This window comes from Roseateles depolymerans (genome assembly GCF_003387155.1).
GTDB lineage: Bacteria > Pseudomonadota > Gammaproteobacteria > Burkholderiales > Burkholderiaceae_C > Roseateles > Roseateles depolymerans.
This window is the reverse complement of record NZ_QUMT01000006.1, coordinates 75,175-87,903: the sequence shown is the minus strand read 5'-3', so window position 1 is coordinate 87,903 and position 12,729 is coordinate 75,175. Positions and strand designations below refer to the sequence as shown.

At 66.9% G+C, this 12,729-nt stretch carries 12 protein-coding genes and 1 tRNA gene; 6 read left to right on the top strand and 7 right to left on the bottom strand.

The genetic code is table 11. The annotated features are described in order from the left end of the window. Window positions 1-497 precede the first annotated feature (497 nt). Window positions 498-1,097, top strand: coding sequence for an N-acyl amino acid synthase FeeM domain-containing protein (locus DES44_RS22385; RefSeq protein WP_147307188.1), 600 nt, complete (start codon window positions 498-500; stop codon window positions 1,095-1,097). A gap of 17 nt (window positions 1,098-1,114) precedes the next feature. On the opposite strand, the gene egtD is transcribed toward DES44_RS22385, so the two are convergent. After that, a complete protein-coding gene (gene egtD / locus DES44_RS22380) occupies window positions 1,115-2,029 on the bottom strand; it encodes an L-histidine N(alpha)-methyltransferase (RefSeq protein WP_083525447.1) in 915 nt (304 codons plus the stop codon). Then, entirely contained in the window at window positions 2,026-3,387 is a 1,362-nt protein-coding gene (gene egtB, locus DES44_RS22375; RefSeq protein WP_058934437.1) for an ergothioneine biosynthesis protein EgtB, read from the bottom strand. Before egtB ends, egtD begins: the two co-directional genes overlap by 4 nt. A 254-nt stretch (window positions 3,388-3,641) precedes the next feature. Between egtB and DES44_RS22365 the strand changes: the two genes are divergently transcribed. Then, window positions 3,642-4,463 (top strand): helix-turn-helix transcriptional regulator, encoded by an 822-nt coding sequence (locus DES44_RS22365; protein ID WP_058934438.1) that lies wholly within the window; start codon window positions 3,642-3,644, stop codon window positions 4,461-4,463. Window positions 4,464-4,550: 87 nt separating this feature from the next. On the opposite strand, the gene DES44_RS22360 is transcribed toward DES44_RS22365, so the two are convergent. Next, window positions 4,551-5,048, bottom strand: a complete 498-nt coding sequence (locus DES44_RS22360; RefSeq protein ID WP_232309962.1) for a VanZ family protein — start codon at window positions 5,046-5,048, stop codon at window positions 4,551-4,553. A 102-nt stretch (window positions 5,049-5,150) separates the two neighbouring features. Further along, on the bottom strand, window positions 5,151-5,912 hold the full coding sequence (locus DES44_RS22355) for a siderophore-interacting protein (protein WP_058934439.1): 762 nt from the start codon (window positions 5,910-5,912) through the stop codon (window positions 5,151-5,153). A 57-nt stretch (window positions 5,913-5,969) separates the two neighbouring features. Between DES44_RS22355 and DES44_RS22350 the strand changes: the two genes are divergently transcribed. Next, the gene (locus tag DES44_RS22350) at window positions 5,970-6,467 is read left to right on the top strand and encodes a MarR family winged helix-turn-helix transcriptional regulator (RefSeq protein WP_232309963.1); all 498 of its coding nucleotides are present in this window, start codon (window positions 5,970-5,972) and stop codon (window positions 6,465-6,467) included. 49 nt (window positions 6,468-6,516) lie between these two features. Here DES44_RS22350 and DES44_RS22345 read toward each other — a convergent pair whose 3' ends face one another. Beyond that, the gene (locus DES44_RS22345) at window positions 6,517-7,422 is read right to left on the bottom strand and encodes a LysR family transcriptional regulator (RefSeq protein WP_058934441.1); all 906 of its coding nucleotides are present in this window, start codon (window positions 7,420-7,422) and stop codon (window positions 6,517-6,519) included. A gap of 140 nt (window positions 7,423-7,562) precedes the next feature. On the opposite strand from DES44_RS22345, the gene DES44_RS22340 reads away from it, so the two are divergent. Both DES44_RS22340 and DES44_RS22335 read left to right on the top strand, forming a co-directional pair. After that, window positions 7,563-8,234 (top strand): SDR family oxidoreductase, encoded by a 672-nt coding sequence (locus DES44_RS22340; protein WP_058934442.1) that lies wholly within the window; start codon window positions 7,563-7,565, stop codon window positions 8,232-8,234. Window positions 8,235-8,287: 53 nt separating this feature from the next. After that, window positions 8,288-9,391 (top strand): alkene reductase, encoded by a 1,104-nt coding sequence (locus DES44_RS22335; RefSeq protein ID WP_058934443.1) that lies wholly within the window; start codon window positions 8,288-8,290, stop codon window positions 9,389-9,391. 77 nt (window positions 9,392-9,468) lie between these two features. On the opposite strand, the gene DES44_RS22330 is transcribed toward DES44_RS22335, so the two are convergent. After that, window positions 9,469-9,963: a DUF4826 family protein gene (locus DES44_RS22330; protein WP_058934444.1), complete on the bottom strand. Its 495-nt coding sequence runs from the start codon at window positions 9,961-9,963 to the stop codon at window positions 9,469-9,471. Between the two features lie 214 nt (window positions 9,964-10,177). On the opposite strand from DES44_RS22330, the gene DES44_RS22325 reads away from it, so the two are divergent. Continuing rightward, window positions 10,178-10,253: transfer RNA gene (locus tag DES44_RS22325), tRNA-Thr, on the top strand. A gap of 175 nt (window positions 10,254-10,428) precedes the next feature. On the opposite strand, the gene DES44_RS22320 is transcribed toward DES44_RS22325, so the two are convergent. Next, window positions 10,429-12,624: a putative bifunctional diguanylate cyclase/phosphodiesterase gene (locus DES44_RS22320; protein WP_058934445.1), complete on the bottom strand. Its 2,196-nt coding sequence runs from the start codon at window positions 12,622-12,624 to the stop codon at window positions 10,429-10,431. Window positions 12,625-12,729 lie beyond the last annotated feature (105 nt).

Sequence of the window (12,729 nt, the reverse complement as noted above, 5' to 3'; positions counted from 1 at the left end):
GGTTTTATCCTACAAAGAGGGACAACTTGGCGCGCCGATTTCGGCTTCCGAACGGCGCTGGAGGGTCATTTCTACGGCAGGGTTTTCCGCAAGCTCGTTTCAGGCACGAATGCCCCAAAGCGAGGCGTGGCGCGGCATACAGCGTAGGCAGCCACTCTGTAACCCGGTTCCCTCATTCGCGGGGGGACTCGTCAATGGGGGATTGACCCGCCCCCTCCAGTAGCGACAGGTCCGTAAGCCCTTCGTCGCAATTGTTAACTATCGTAGCGGCCGGATCTATTACCTGGGGCGGCGCCTAGACTTTGGCTCCATAACCGATGAGTCTGGAGTTGGGAATGAGCGATGAAGCGCCTGGTTTGAGCATCGAGCTCGAAGCCCCTGCAAGCCCTTTGCAGGCCTTCCAGCCATTCAATCGGCAAATCGCGTTCCCTCGCACTGATTCCGTCCATCTGCTTTTCCGGGACACGGAAGCTGGGCGCCTGGAAATCCGCGCGCTGATGGATGACGCTGCAGGCCTGGACCTGATGGAACGCCGTTACGCATCTCGCGGGTACAAACTCACCCGTCCGGCGGACGTCACCTTCGGCGCTTACTTTGAAGGCCGGCTGGTCTCCACCGTCGGCATTCGTCGGGACGCTGGCGTTCTGGGTGCGGACCAGAGTTTTTCTGATGAACTCGGGCGGATGCGCCGCCAGGGCCTGCAGCTGTGTGAATTCACCCGGCTGGCGGCCGAGCCGGATGCGCCGTCCAAGCTGGTGCTGGCCAGCCTGTTCCACTTCGCTTACCTGCATGCCTTCCATCACTGGAATGCCAACCATCTGGTGATCGAGGTGAACCCCCGCCACAAGGCCTTCTACCAGCGCATGCTGGACTTCAAGATCCACGGGGATGAGCGGCTGCACCGCGGCGTTGGCGCTCCGGCGGTGCTGATGAGCCTGAAGGTGCAGGACGGCCTGCAGCATCTCAAGCGGCTGGGTGGCACCCTCAATGAAACCGGCCGTTGCCGCTCGCTGTTCCCTTACTTCTTCCGCAAGAACGAAGAGCCGCAGCTGCTGCGCCGGCTCGCCGACGTCTACGGCTACGGTCTGAACGACTGATCCAGCCTCCCGGCCGATCAGGCCTTCAGCCAGTGCAGGCTGAACCAGTTCTTGTCATCGGTCCAGCAGTGTTGCGGATCGAAGCCCGCCTCGCGGGCAATCGCCTGGAAGCCCTCCACGCTGTACTTGTGTGAGTTCTCCGTGTGCAGGCTCTCGCCCGGAGACAGCCGGTAGCGACGCCCCTGCAGTTGCAGCTCCTGGACGCCTCGGGGCATCAGGTGCATCTCGATGCGGTGATGGCGTGGCTCGTAGAACGCGTAGTGGTCGAACCCTCGCGGATCAAACTCCAGCCCCAATTCCCGCTGCGCATGGTGCAGCAGGTTCAGATTGAAGCGCCCGGTGATGCCGGCGGCATCGTTGTAGGCGGCATGCAGCACCCCCGGTTCCTTGATCAGGTCGGCGCCGATCAGCAGGGCGCCGCCATCCAGTTCCTCGCGCAGCATGCGCAGAAAGCTCAGCGCTTCCTCCGGCGTGAAGTTGCCGATGCTGGACCCCGGAAAGAACCCGATGCGCTGGCCGCCGTCCGGGGCTGGCGGCAGCTCATGGTCCCGGGTGAAGTCCGCCACCACCGGCGTGATGGACAAGGCCGGGAAGTCCCGCTGCAGGGCCTTGCAGGCCTCCAGCAGATGGGGCCCGGAGATGTCCACCGGCACGAAGCTGTGACAGCGATCCAGATGGGCCAGCAGCAGCCTGACCTTCATCAGCGCGCCGGCGCCGTATTCGATCAGCTGCGCCTGGGGCCCCATCCGCTGCGCCAGCTCGGCGGCATGACGCTGCAGCAGCGCCACCTCGGTGCGGGTGGGGTAGTACTCCGGCAATTCGCAGATCTGTTCAAACAGCGCGGAGCCTTTGGCGTCGTAGAAGTACTTGGGGGAGATCGAATGGTCCGGTCCCGCCAGGGCGGCGTGAAGGTCGTCGGCGAAACTGCTCATGCGGAGGTCTCCGGGCTGGGGGAAGGGCGCTGCGAGTCCGACCCGCGGTGGCTGGCATCGCGGGCCAGACGCAGCCCGCTGAACTGCCAGCGTGCGCCCGGGGGGAAGAAGTTGCGGTAGGTGGGCCGTGTGTGACCCGGTGGTGTGGCCAGGCTGCCGCCGCGCAGCACCAACTGGCCCACCATGAACTTGCCGTTGTATTCCGAGGCCACGCCCTCGATCGGGCGGAAGCCGGGATAGGGGTGGTAGGCGGAGCGGGTCCACTGCCAGGCCTGGTCCCACAACTGCTGCATGCCGGGCAGGCCGATGGCGGCTTCCCACTCGGCTTCGGAGGGGAGTCGGGCGCCGGCCCATTCGGCGTAAGCGGCGGCTTCATAGAAGCTCAGGTTCATCACCGGGGCGGCCGGGTCCAGGGGTTGCACCCCCTGCAGGCCGAAGACCGACCAGCGGGCGCCGTGGCCGCTCGTGCCGTGGTCGGCCCGTAGGGCGGTGGCGGTGGCGCTGTCGCCGACGCTTCGGCTGCTCTCGCTGCTGGGGCTGTTATCGCCGATGTCACCGTCTTCCAGCCAATAGACCGGTGCCTTCCACTGCTGCGCCTGCACCGTCGCCCAGCCTTCGGACAGCCACCAGCGCGGCTCCTGATAACCGCCGTCTTCGATGAAGCGCAGATAGTCCCCGCAGCTCACCAGGCGGTCCGCAATCTCGTAGGGCTCCAGCCAGACGCGGTGCCGGGGGCCTTCATTGTCGAAGGCGAAGCCGCCGCCTGCATGCCCGATCTCCACCAGGCCGCCCGGATGACTGCACCAGCCCATCGGCGTGACGCGGCGCTCCATCGGCGGATGCATCAGCAGCGCAGGCCGCCAGGGGTGGCAGGAGAGCAGGTGCAGCGCGTCGGTGAGGATCAGCTCCTGATGCTGCTGCTCATGCTGCAGCCCCAGCTCCAGCGTGTCCGACACCTGCGGCCACAACGCATCGCTGCACTGCTCGATGAGCTGATGCAGATGCGCCTCCACATGCTCCCTGTACCGACGCACCTGCGCCAACGACGGGCGTGTCAGCAGCCCGCGCTGCGGACGTGGGTGCCGCGGCCCCAGGCCTTCGTAATACGAGTTGAAGAGGTAGTGGTAGCGCTCATCCAGCGGCTGGTAGCCGCTCAGGTGCGGGCGCAGCAGCAGCGCTTCAAAGAACCAGGTGGTGTGGGCCTGATGCCATTTGGCGGGGCTCGCATCGGGCATCGACTGGGCCGATTGGTCCTCGGGCGACAAGGTTTCCACCAGGGCCAGGGTGTGCGCGCGCACAGCGTCAAAACGACGCGCAAGTTCATGCCGCTGCGGCAGCGGCCTGTGGAAATCCGACATCAAGCGACTCCTGCGGCCCGAGGGGGCGAGCCGCTTCTCTACGGTATCTGATTTGGCCTGATTGCGCCCGCCAGGTGCCACTCCCATTGGGCGCATGACCTTCTCAAACTGCCAACGGATGTCAGGATGGGCAAGTCCGGTTCCCGCGCGCTGGGACACTCGGGACAGAGAAGCAGGGGACAGGCGCTGGCAGCTTCATCGCCGCGTCATGCAAGGCGGGCAGTCTGCCTGCGTCACGGCTCACGCATGGACCCATGTCGCTGATTCCACTGTCTTCCGAAAGCCCTCACGACCGCGCCTGGATGGACCGCGGCGACACCGTTCCGCCGGACTGGCTGCAGGACCGGCTGGTGGTCGAGCGGGTGCTGGAGGCGCTCTGGAGTGCACGGCAGCCCACCACGCCGGCGCAGTTCTTCGTGTGGAGCCAGAGTCGCTTGCAGCCGCTGGTGCCGCATCAGGTGCTGGTGTGTCTGGGCGCCGTGCCACCGGGTGGTCGTCTGGCGGCGCAGATGTTCAACCTCAAGGCGGTGCCGCAGACGCTGCAGGCGCAACTGGAGGCGCCGGAGCACGGCCTGTGGCTGCACCTGATGCGCCGCTGGGCGCCGGGACGCCGTCCACTGAGGGTGGCCACCGATGAATCCGCGCTGTTCGCGCCGCTGCTGGAGGCCGGCCTGCGCAGCGTGCTGGTGCATGGCGTGGGCGCCGATGGCGAGCGGCCGGACGGGCTGTTCCTGTTGGCCGGGGAGGGCTGGACCGAAGAACAGGTCCAGCAATTCGAGCTGATGACGCCCGCGCTGCAGGCGGTCTGGCGCCGGTCGCGCGTGGCGCCCAAGCCGCAGGCAGTAGCAGCCCGTGCCGGCGCGCTGGTGACGCCGCGGGAGCAACAGATCGTGGAAGGTCTGCGTGCGGGCTTGAGCAACGAGGGCATCGCGGTGCAGCTGGGCATCAGCATGTTCACCGTGAAGAACCATGTGCGCAAGATTCTGCGCAAGCTGGGCGCGAGCAACCGGGCTCAGGCGGTGGCCATTGCCATGGCGCGGCGGGATTTGAGCGAGAGCTGGGCCAGCGAAGGCTGAATCCGCCAGCGGCAAGCGGGGGCAAAGCAGCAAAGCTGCTGGGCGGCGAAGCGGGTCGTCGGCTAGTCAGCAGGATCGTGGCTACCCTCAGCGCGTGAACCGCCGCACGCCCCACATCGCGACGGCATGAACGGCCAGGCCCATCACAGCGCCCATCATGTCGGCCAGTACGTCCTGTGCGTCGGCATCGCGACCGGGGATCTGCGACTGCACCAGCTCGATCAGCACGCCGAACGCCAGCATGGCGGCCAGCACCCACCACGCGCGACCCGCGCGGGGTCGCAGGCACTGCATGCCCAGGAAGGCGAGCGTGCCGAAGGCGGTGAAGTGATTGGCCTTGTCCCAGCCCAGGTCGGCCGCTGGAGGCGGATTGGGCGTGAAAGCCAGCCAGCTGACGCCCACCACGGTGATCACACACAGCAGACGCCAGACCTGACGCCAGGTCTCGCCCTGGGCCACGTCCGCCAGCCAGGACGACGGACGGTTGCGCGGTGTGGCGGAGGGGGACGGAGCGGGGGCGCGGGCGGGAGCGGTGGCGGACGATGCGGGCGGCATCAACGGGGACTTCGGGCGTTCCGGGTGCAATCACGACTCCTCAACAACACGGGCTTGCGCAGGGCCGCCGGCCTGGAGGAGGCTGGCGGCTGCTCGCGCCGCGCAGTGTGCCATGGGCGGAAGGCCTCAGCCTTAGCCCAGATTCTCGTGATGATGCGCAGTCCCGCGCTTCCAGTAAGCCGCCGCGCGGATGGCATGGCGGTCATGGCCTTTTTCCTCCACCAGGATCTGGCGCATTGCCGCCATGGTCTGCGCTTCGCCCGCGCACCAGGCATACCCTTCGCCGGCGGGCAGCGTGAGGGCGCGAGCGGCGTCCAGCAGCGCGGCATCGCTGTCCACCCAGTGCAGCATCACATCGGCTTGCGATGCGAGCGGCCGGCGATCCGCCGGCGCCACCTGCAGCAGCACGATGGCGCGTGTGCCCGCCGGCAACTCTTCCAGACGGCGGGCGATGGCCGGCAGCGCCGTCTCATCACCGGCCAGCAGATGCCAGTCGTAGTCGGTCGGGATGATGAACGAGCCGCGCGGTCCGCCGATGGTGAGCGTGTCGCCTGGCTGCGCAGCGGCGGACCACGATGCGGCGGGGCCGTCCCCGTGCTGGGCGAATTCGATCACCAGTCGGCGCTCGGCATTGCTGAAGGCGCGTGGGGTGTAGTCCCGCATCGCGGGCGCTTCGCCCTCTCCGGGGAAGAACAGCTTGATGTGGTCATCGAAGGACGCGCTGATGAAGTCCTCTAGCGAGTCGCCCGCCAGGGTGATGCGGCGCATGTTTGGCGTGATCGATTCCGCCGCGACAACGCTCAGCTCACGCTTCTTGATCTCATGGCGGACGCGGCGCACGCGGCTCGGGCTGTCCGCCTCGTCGGCTTTGGAATGGGGCAGGGAAGCAGTCATTGCGGGGATGGGATCTATCGTTGACAATGTCATCCATCATTCCGAATTCAATTGACAATGTCAACCAACACCACTGACGGCAGGGGCATGGGCCGGGGCGCGTCGGCTGCCGATCGATCCCGGCGCTCGGACGACGATGTGCTGGAGCTCATCCACACGGTGATGCATCAATACCGCGCCCGGCAGTACCGCGTGTTGAAGGACGGCCCGCACGACATCACGCACATGGACGGCAAGGTGCTGGGCTTCTTCCATCGTCACCCGGGCGCGACCCAGAGCGACCTGGCCCAGCACAGCGGACGTGACAAGGCGCAGTTGGCGCGGCTGATCAAGGGCCTGCGTGAGCGCGGCCTGCTCACGGCCGAAGCGGACGAGCAGGACCGCCGTCAGGTGCGTCTGCAACTGAGCGAGCAGGGCCGGGCGGTTCAGCAGGCGCTGCGTCGTGCGTCGCGGCATCTGTCGGTGAATGCGGTGCAGGGGATGTCCGCCGAAGAGCAGCAGCAATTGCTGGCGCTGCTGGGCAAGGTCAAGGCCAACCTCGATCGCGAAGAATGAGGGGCCGGGCGGCGTCGGGCGGGCCTTGCCCCCGGTGCTGCGACGCGCTTCAGGCCTGTGTCGGGCCCGTCGTCCCCGGCGCAAAGGCCTCCGCAATGCGGTCCATCAGCGCGCGCACCCGCCGCGGCTGCACCCGCGTGGCCGCATAGACGATCTGCACTGCCGAATGCTCGCTGGCGAATTCCGGCAACACCTCCACCAGCCGCCCGCTGTCCAGGTCCGCCTGCACGTCCCAGACCGACTTGCGGCACAGGCCGTGGCCCGACAGGCACCACTGCCGCACCAACTGACCCTGATTGGCCACCCGGCGGCCTTTGACCGTCACCGTGTGCGGCTGGCCGTTGAGGTGGAAGGTCCAGGCCCGGTCGCTGTGCACGCCAAAGCGCATCACGATGCAATCGTGGTGGATCAGGTCGTCCGGATGCTGCGGCGTGCCATGCGCCTGGAGATAAGCGGGTGATGCGCAGACCACCCGTCGGTTGTGGCCCAGCGGACGGGATTTCAGGCCGCTGTCCGGCAGAGCGCCGTACCGGACCGCGAAGTCCATGCCCTGGCTGACCAGATCGACCACGCCGTCGGTCAGGTCCAGATCGACCGACACCTCCGGGTGCTCGGCCAGAAAGCGGTCCAGTACGGGCACGAGGCGCTGGTGCCCCAGGTCCACCGGGGCGCTGAGCCTCACCGGCCCGGACAGCTTGTCCACCCCCAGCCGAATGCGGCTCTCCAGCTCTTCCGATTCCGCCAGCAGGCGCCGGGCGCCCTCGGCCAGCACCCGACCCTCCTCGGTGAGGCGCAGCGAGCGGGTGGTGCGCGTCAGCAGCGTCACGCCGTAGTGCGCTTCCAGCGCTGCCAGACGCTCGCTCACCGAGGCCGGGGACAGGCCCAGCTCCCGCCCGGCCGCAGACAGGCCGCCCTTTTCGAGGATGGTCAGGAAGAGCTTGAGGCCGTCGAGCATGGGCTTATTGTTCGGATGCGCCGAAATATCATTTAACTGGCCAACCCATTATCAACCCAGGTCGGAATATCTAGAGTCGCTCCCAGCGTTCTCCGCGCTCGACCCTTCCGGGCGGCGCGCTTCATTCCAGGAGTTGAGTCATGAGCTTTTCCGACCAGACGGTCTCAGTGGTGGTGGGCGGCCATACCGGCATTGGCCGGGCGGTGGTGGACGCGCTGCGTCAGCGTCCAGGGCGTGTGATCGAGGCGGGCCGCCGCAGCGGGCTGGACCTGAGCGATGCGCCCGCCGTGGAGCGCTTCTTCGAGTCGCTGGGGCCTGTGGATCACGTGGTGGTCACCGCCGGCTCGCAGGCACCTGCCGGCCCGTTGACGGATCTGTCGCTGGAGGCTGCCCAAGCCGCTTTCGAGGTGAAGTTCTGGGGGAGCCTGCGGGTCGCGCAGGCCGCAGCGCGGCGCCTGCGAACCGGTGGCAGCCTGACGCTCACATCGGGCTTCCTGTCCCGTCGCGCGGTGCCCGGCACCCTGGTGAAGACCGCCATGAATGCCGGCCTGGAGGCCGTGGCCAAAGTGCTGGCGCGCGAGCTGTCGCCCCTGCGCGTGAACGTGGTGAGCCCGGGCCTGACCGACACCGAAGCCTACGCGGCGCTCACCCCGGAAGCACGGAGCGCCATGCTGGACCGCGCCGCGCGCAGCCTTCCCGCCGGCCGCACCGGGCGGCCTGAAGAGGTGGCGCAGGGCTATCTGCTCGCCATCGACAACCCCTTCATGACCGGCGCGGTCATCGACCTGGACGGCGGGGCGCTGATCCAGTGACGCGATAACGGCCGCCTGACCTGCCTCTTCTTCCATTGCTTCCCGCTATAGCCATGACCGTTTCCCATCCCCTGTTCACCCCGACCCGCGCGGGTCCTCTCGACCTGCCGCACCGCGTGGTGATGGCGCCGATGACCCGCGCCCGCAGCACCCAGCCCGGCGACATCCCCAATGCCATGAACGCGCGCTACTACGCGCAGCGGGCCAGTGCGGCGCTGATCGTCACCGAGGCCACCCAGATCTCGCCCCAAGGCAAGGGCTACTCCTTCACGCCGGGCATCCACAGCGATGCGCAGATCGAAGGCTGGCGGCTGGTGACGGACGCGGTCCATGCAGCGGGCGGGCGCATCGTCCTGCAGCTGTGGCATGTGGGGCGGATGTCGCATCCGGATTTCCACGACGGCGCGCTGCCGGTGGCTCCGTCCGCCTTGCCGTTCGAGGGCAGCATCTGGAAGGTGGATCCGGTGACCGGGCAGGGCGGCATGCATGCCTGCCCCACGCCCCGCGCGCTGACCCGCAGCGAGATCCACGCCATCGTGCAGGACTTCCGCCTGGCCGCCCGCCGGGCCATGCAGGCCGGCTTTGACGGCGTGGAGGTGCACGGCGCCAACGGTTATCTGATCGACCAGTTCCTGCGCACGACATCCAATGCGCGCACCGACGAGTACGGTGGCTCCCGCGAAAACCGGCTGCGTTTCCTGCAGGAGGTGATGGAGGCGGTGATGGACGAAGTCGGGGCCGATCGAGCTGGCCTGCGGCTGGCACCCTTCCTGACCGCGCGCGGCATGAACTGCCCGGACATCCTGCCCACGATCCTGGAGGCGGCCGAGTTCCTCCAGGCGCGGGGGCTGGGGTATCTGCATCTGGTGGAAGCGGACTGGGATGACGCGCCCGTCTTCACCGAAACCTTCCGGCAGGAGGTTCGTGAGCGCTTTCACGGCCCCATCATCGTGGCGGGTCGGTATGACCTGGACAAGGCGCGGTGGGTGCTGGAACAAGGCTATGCCGATCTGGTGGCCTTCGGGCGGCCGTTCGTGGCGAACCCGGACCTGCCGCGACGCCTGGCCGAAGGGTTGCCGCTGGCCGAGATGGACGGATCCACGCTGTTTGGCGGCGGGGTGCAGGGGTACAGCGACTATCCGGCCTGGCAGGCCTGAGGGCGGCGGATGCTCGGGCTCGGGCGCAGTGTCGGTCTCGGCCTCGGCCTGGGTCTCGGTATGTCGCCGTGGAGCGCTCAGTCCCAGAGTTCCGAATCGTCCGCCCACTCCTGCAGCAGCTCGGCGCGGGAGGCCAGCATCGGTGCAAGCTCCGCATGCTGGCTGCCATCGCCGATCATGAACGTGGGATGACGCTCCCCGCGGGCCATGTACGTGGCCGCCTCCGCCCACAAAGTGGCAAACGCGCGCATGGCTTCGCGCGGGTCCGCAGCGCGGTCCACGCTGACGTGATCGCCGGGCACGTCGCCGCAGATGGCCCAGCGGGTGACCGTGTCCGGGTCCTGGCTCGACACCACGCCCCAGATCGCTACATACGGCGCCACCCACCAGGCCGGTTCCTCGCCCACCCTCGCATCCTGCAGGCCTTCCCCGTGCAGGTAGGCCAGGATCTCTTCACGGCGCTCGTGGAGCCAGCGGGCTTCCACTTCGGGGTCGTCCAGGTCGTCCATGGCGTCCGGGTGGTCGGAATGGTCCGATGGGTTCTCGATGGAGGGATCGTTCGGCTCGGTCATGGGCGTGGCGTCGTGGGGGAGGTCATCAGAGGGGAGGACGCAGGTAATGCGTTCCCCGTCAGGCTCCCACCGAGGATATAAGAACCCGTTGTTGCGGCGTTCCACATCATGGCTCCCACGCGCTTGAATTCGCTGGGCCGAGTCTGCTATAGTCGCGGTCTTCCTGAGGGATGCAGCCTTGCAGTTGATGCAGGGCAGCGCTGCCAAAGGAAAGGCCGGTGTAGCTCAGTTGGTAGAGCAGCGCATTCGTAATGCGAAGGTCGGGAGTTCGACTCTCTTCACCGGCACCACTATTCAAGTGTGCAGTCCTGAACCGCTTCAAGACTGCACCGAGCCAGGAGCCGATCTTTTAAGACGCTCCAAGGTGCTCGATCAAAGCCGCCTCAAGCAATTGACGCGGCTTTTCTTTTGCCGCGCGGTTGGCCTATCCGAACGAGTGACGGCAGTGCCGGCGTGTCGAGCCGCTCACTTCATGGCGACCGCCATCAAGCCCGCAAGCCCAAACCGTTCCTCGAATTCCGCCGCCGACACCGGCCGTCCGAACAGGTAGCCCTGTCCTTCCTCACAGCCGAACTGCTGCAGCCGCGCATGCTGGTCCGCGCCTTCGATGCCCTCGGCAATCGTCTGCAATCCAAAGCTGCGCGCGATGTCCAGCAAGGCGCGCACCACCGAATCGTCCCGGGCGGATTCCGTCATGCTCTGCACAAACGATCGGTCGATCTTGAGCCGGCTGAGCGGATAGCTCTTGAGCAGACTCAGCGACGCATACCCCGTACCGAAATCATCAAAGGCAATTCCCACCCCCAGTGCCCTCAGCCGCTCCAGGCTGCTGAGCACCCGACCATCCTGATCCAGCGCAATGTTCTCGGTGATCTCCAGCTCCAGCGCATGCGCCGGCAGGCCATGCCGGGCCAGTGCCGACGTCACCTGCGCGACCAGGTCATCCACATGGAACTGCGCGGCAAAGAGATTCACGCCGATGCGGAACTCATTCGCACCCTGGCTGCGCCACCGAGCCGCCTGCGCGCAGGCTTCATCCAGCACCCAGAAACCCACCACAGCGGCCAGCGGTCCGGTCTCCAGCGCGGGCAGGAAGGCGGCCGGAGACAACAGCCCGCGCTGGGGATGCTGCCAGCGGATCAGGGCCTCCGCGCCGGTGAGTTGGCCGTCACTCAGCCGGATCTGCGGCTGGTAGAACAGCACGAACTCCCCGTCGCTCACCGCGCGGTGCAGTTCGATGCTGTAGAGCCGCCGGGCTGCCGCTTCGGTGCGCAGCGCCGGCACATACGCAAACGCCTGTCCACGGCCCAGCACCTTGGCGCGAAACAGCGCCAGGTCGGCATCGCAGATCAGCTCCACCGCCTCCATCGCATGCAGCGGTGCCAGCGCCACGCCGCAGCTGGCATCCACACGCACCGCCTGCCCCTCGACAGAGAGCGGGGCGCGGATGCGCGCCAAGGCCGTTTGCGCCAAGGCCCATGCCGGGGCCAACTGTCCTTCGTCCGGCATCAGGATCGCGAACTCGTCGCCGCCCAGCCGCGCCACGGTGGCGCCCGGCGGTGAACACTGCAGCAGGCGCCGCCCGATATCGCGAAGCACTGCGTCGCCCAGTGCCGGGCCCAGGGTGTCATTGACGTCTTTGAAACCGTCGATGTCCAGCATGAGCACCGCTGCCGCACGGCCTTGAGACAGGATCTGTTCAAGACAGCGATAGAGATGCGCGCGGTTGGCCAATCCGGTCAGTGCATCGGTCTCGGCCAGTCGGTGCCGCTCCTCGCTCTGCCGGTGATGTTCCGTCAGGTCCTGCAAATGCGCGTTGAGTGTCCAGTGCCCTTTGTCCCGCCAGCAGAACACCGACAGGCCGAGCAGGAACTCCGAGCCGTCACGCCGCCGTCCCCGCAGGTTCGTTGGCATGAACACGCCTTCGGTCGAGCCCTGCCGCACCGTCTGTGCAATCAAGGCCTGAATCGCGAGTCGATCCTGCTGCGGCACCAGCAGGTCCATTTGCAGCCGTGCACCGTCCGACAGTTCATAACCGAACAGCGATGCCGCCGCCTGATTCCAGGTCACGATATGTCCCGATTCATCCAATCGCACCACGGCGGTTGGTGAATGCATGGCGAATTCATCAAAGGGTCGCCGAGCCTGTTCGGTGGACAGCTCCACACGCCGCAGTTCCAGCCGGTCCGCCGCCATCTGTGCCAGGTCGCGCAGGCGGCCGCGGTCCTCGTCGGTGAAATCGTGATGAGCGCGGCTGTCCAGCACGCACAGGGCGCCCAGCGGATGTCCTTCCGGTGAACGCAGTGGCACCCCGGCGTAAAAGCGCAGATGGGCCGGACCGGTCACCAGCGGGTTGTCGTGGAAGCGATCGTCCTGCGTGGCGTCTTCCACCACCATCACCTGGTCCTGGGCCATGGCGTGGGCGCAGAAGGACGCATTGCGGCTGAGATCCAGGCCAGGGCCCTGCAGCCCCGCACTGGCTGCAAAGAACACGTGTTCACTGCCCACAATGTTGACCGCCGCCATGGGCATGCCAAATACATGGGTGGCCAACTGCACCACCTGATCCAGGCTGGGCAACGGACGATCATTGCTGAGTCCGTATTCAGACAAAGCCTGGAGCCTCTCCTGCTCATTGGCGAAAACAGGGGGACACTTCATTGCGTGCTCCTCCACCCTCTGCTTTGGTGTCTGTTCTGCGCGCGGAAATTCCGGCGCAATGGGGCCATTATGGGGGAGGCGTGCGGCGAATGGCATCCTCATGGA

Excerpts from the sequence above, each read along its gene's own strand:
- DES44_RS22385 (WP_147307188.1), top strand. The coding sequence starts at position 498 with ATGGATGACGCTGCAGGCCTGGACCTGATGGAACGCCGTTACGCATCT.
- egtD (WP_083525447.1), bottom strand. The coding sequence starts at position 2,029 with ATGAGCAGTTTCGCCGACGACCTTCACGCCGCCCTGGCGGGACCGGAC.
- egtB (WP_058934437.1), bottom strand. The coding sequence starts at position 3,387 with ATGTCGGATTTCCACAGGCCGCTGCCGCAGCGGCATGAACTTGCGCGT.
- DES44_RS22365 (WP_058934438.1), top strand. The coding sequence starts at position 3,642 with ATGTCGCTGATTCCACTGTCTTCCGAAAGCCCTCACGACCGCGCCTGG.
- DES44_RS22355 (WP_058934439.1), bottom strand. The coding sequence starts at position 5,912 with ATGACTGCTTCCCTGCCCCATTCCAAAGCCGACGAGGCGGACAGCCCG.
- DES44_RS22350 (WP_232309963.1), top strand. The coding sequence starts at position 5,970 with ATGTCAACCAACACCACTGACGGCAGGGGCATGGGCCGGGGCGCGTCG.
- DES44_RS22345 (WP_058934441.1), bottom strand. The coding sequence starts at position 7,422 with ATGCTCGACGGCCTCAAGCTCTTCCTGACCATCCTCGAAAAGGGCGGC.
- DES44_RS22340 (WP_058934442.1), top strand. The coding sequence starts at position 7,563 with ATGAGCTTTTCCGACCAGACGGTCTCAGTGGTGGTGGGCGGCCATACC.
- DES44_RS22335 (WP_058934443.1), top strand. The coding sequence starts at position 8,288 with ATGACCGTTTCCCATCCCCTGTTCACCCCGACCCGCGCGGGTCCTCTC.
- DES44_RS22330 (WP_058934444.1), bottom strand. The coding sequence starts at position 9,963 with ATGACCGAGCCGAACGATCCCTCCATCGAGAACCCATCGGACCATTCC.
- DES44_RS22320 (WP_058934445.1), bottom strand. The coding sequence starts at position 12,624 with ATGAAGTGTCCCCCTGTTTTCGCCAATGAGCAGGAGAGGCTCCAGGCT.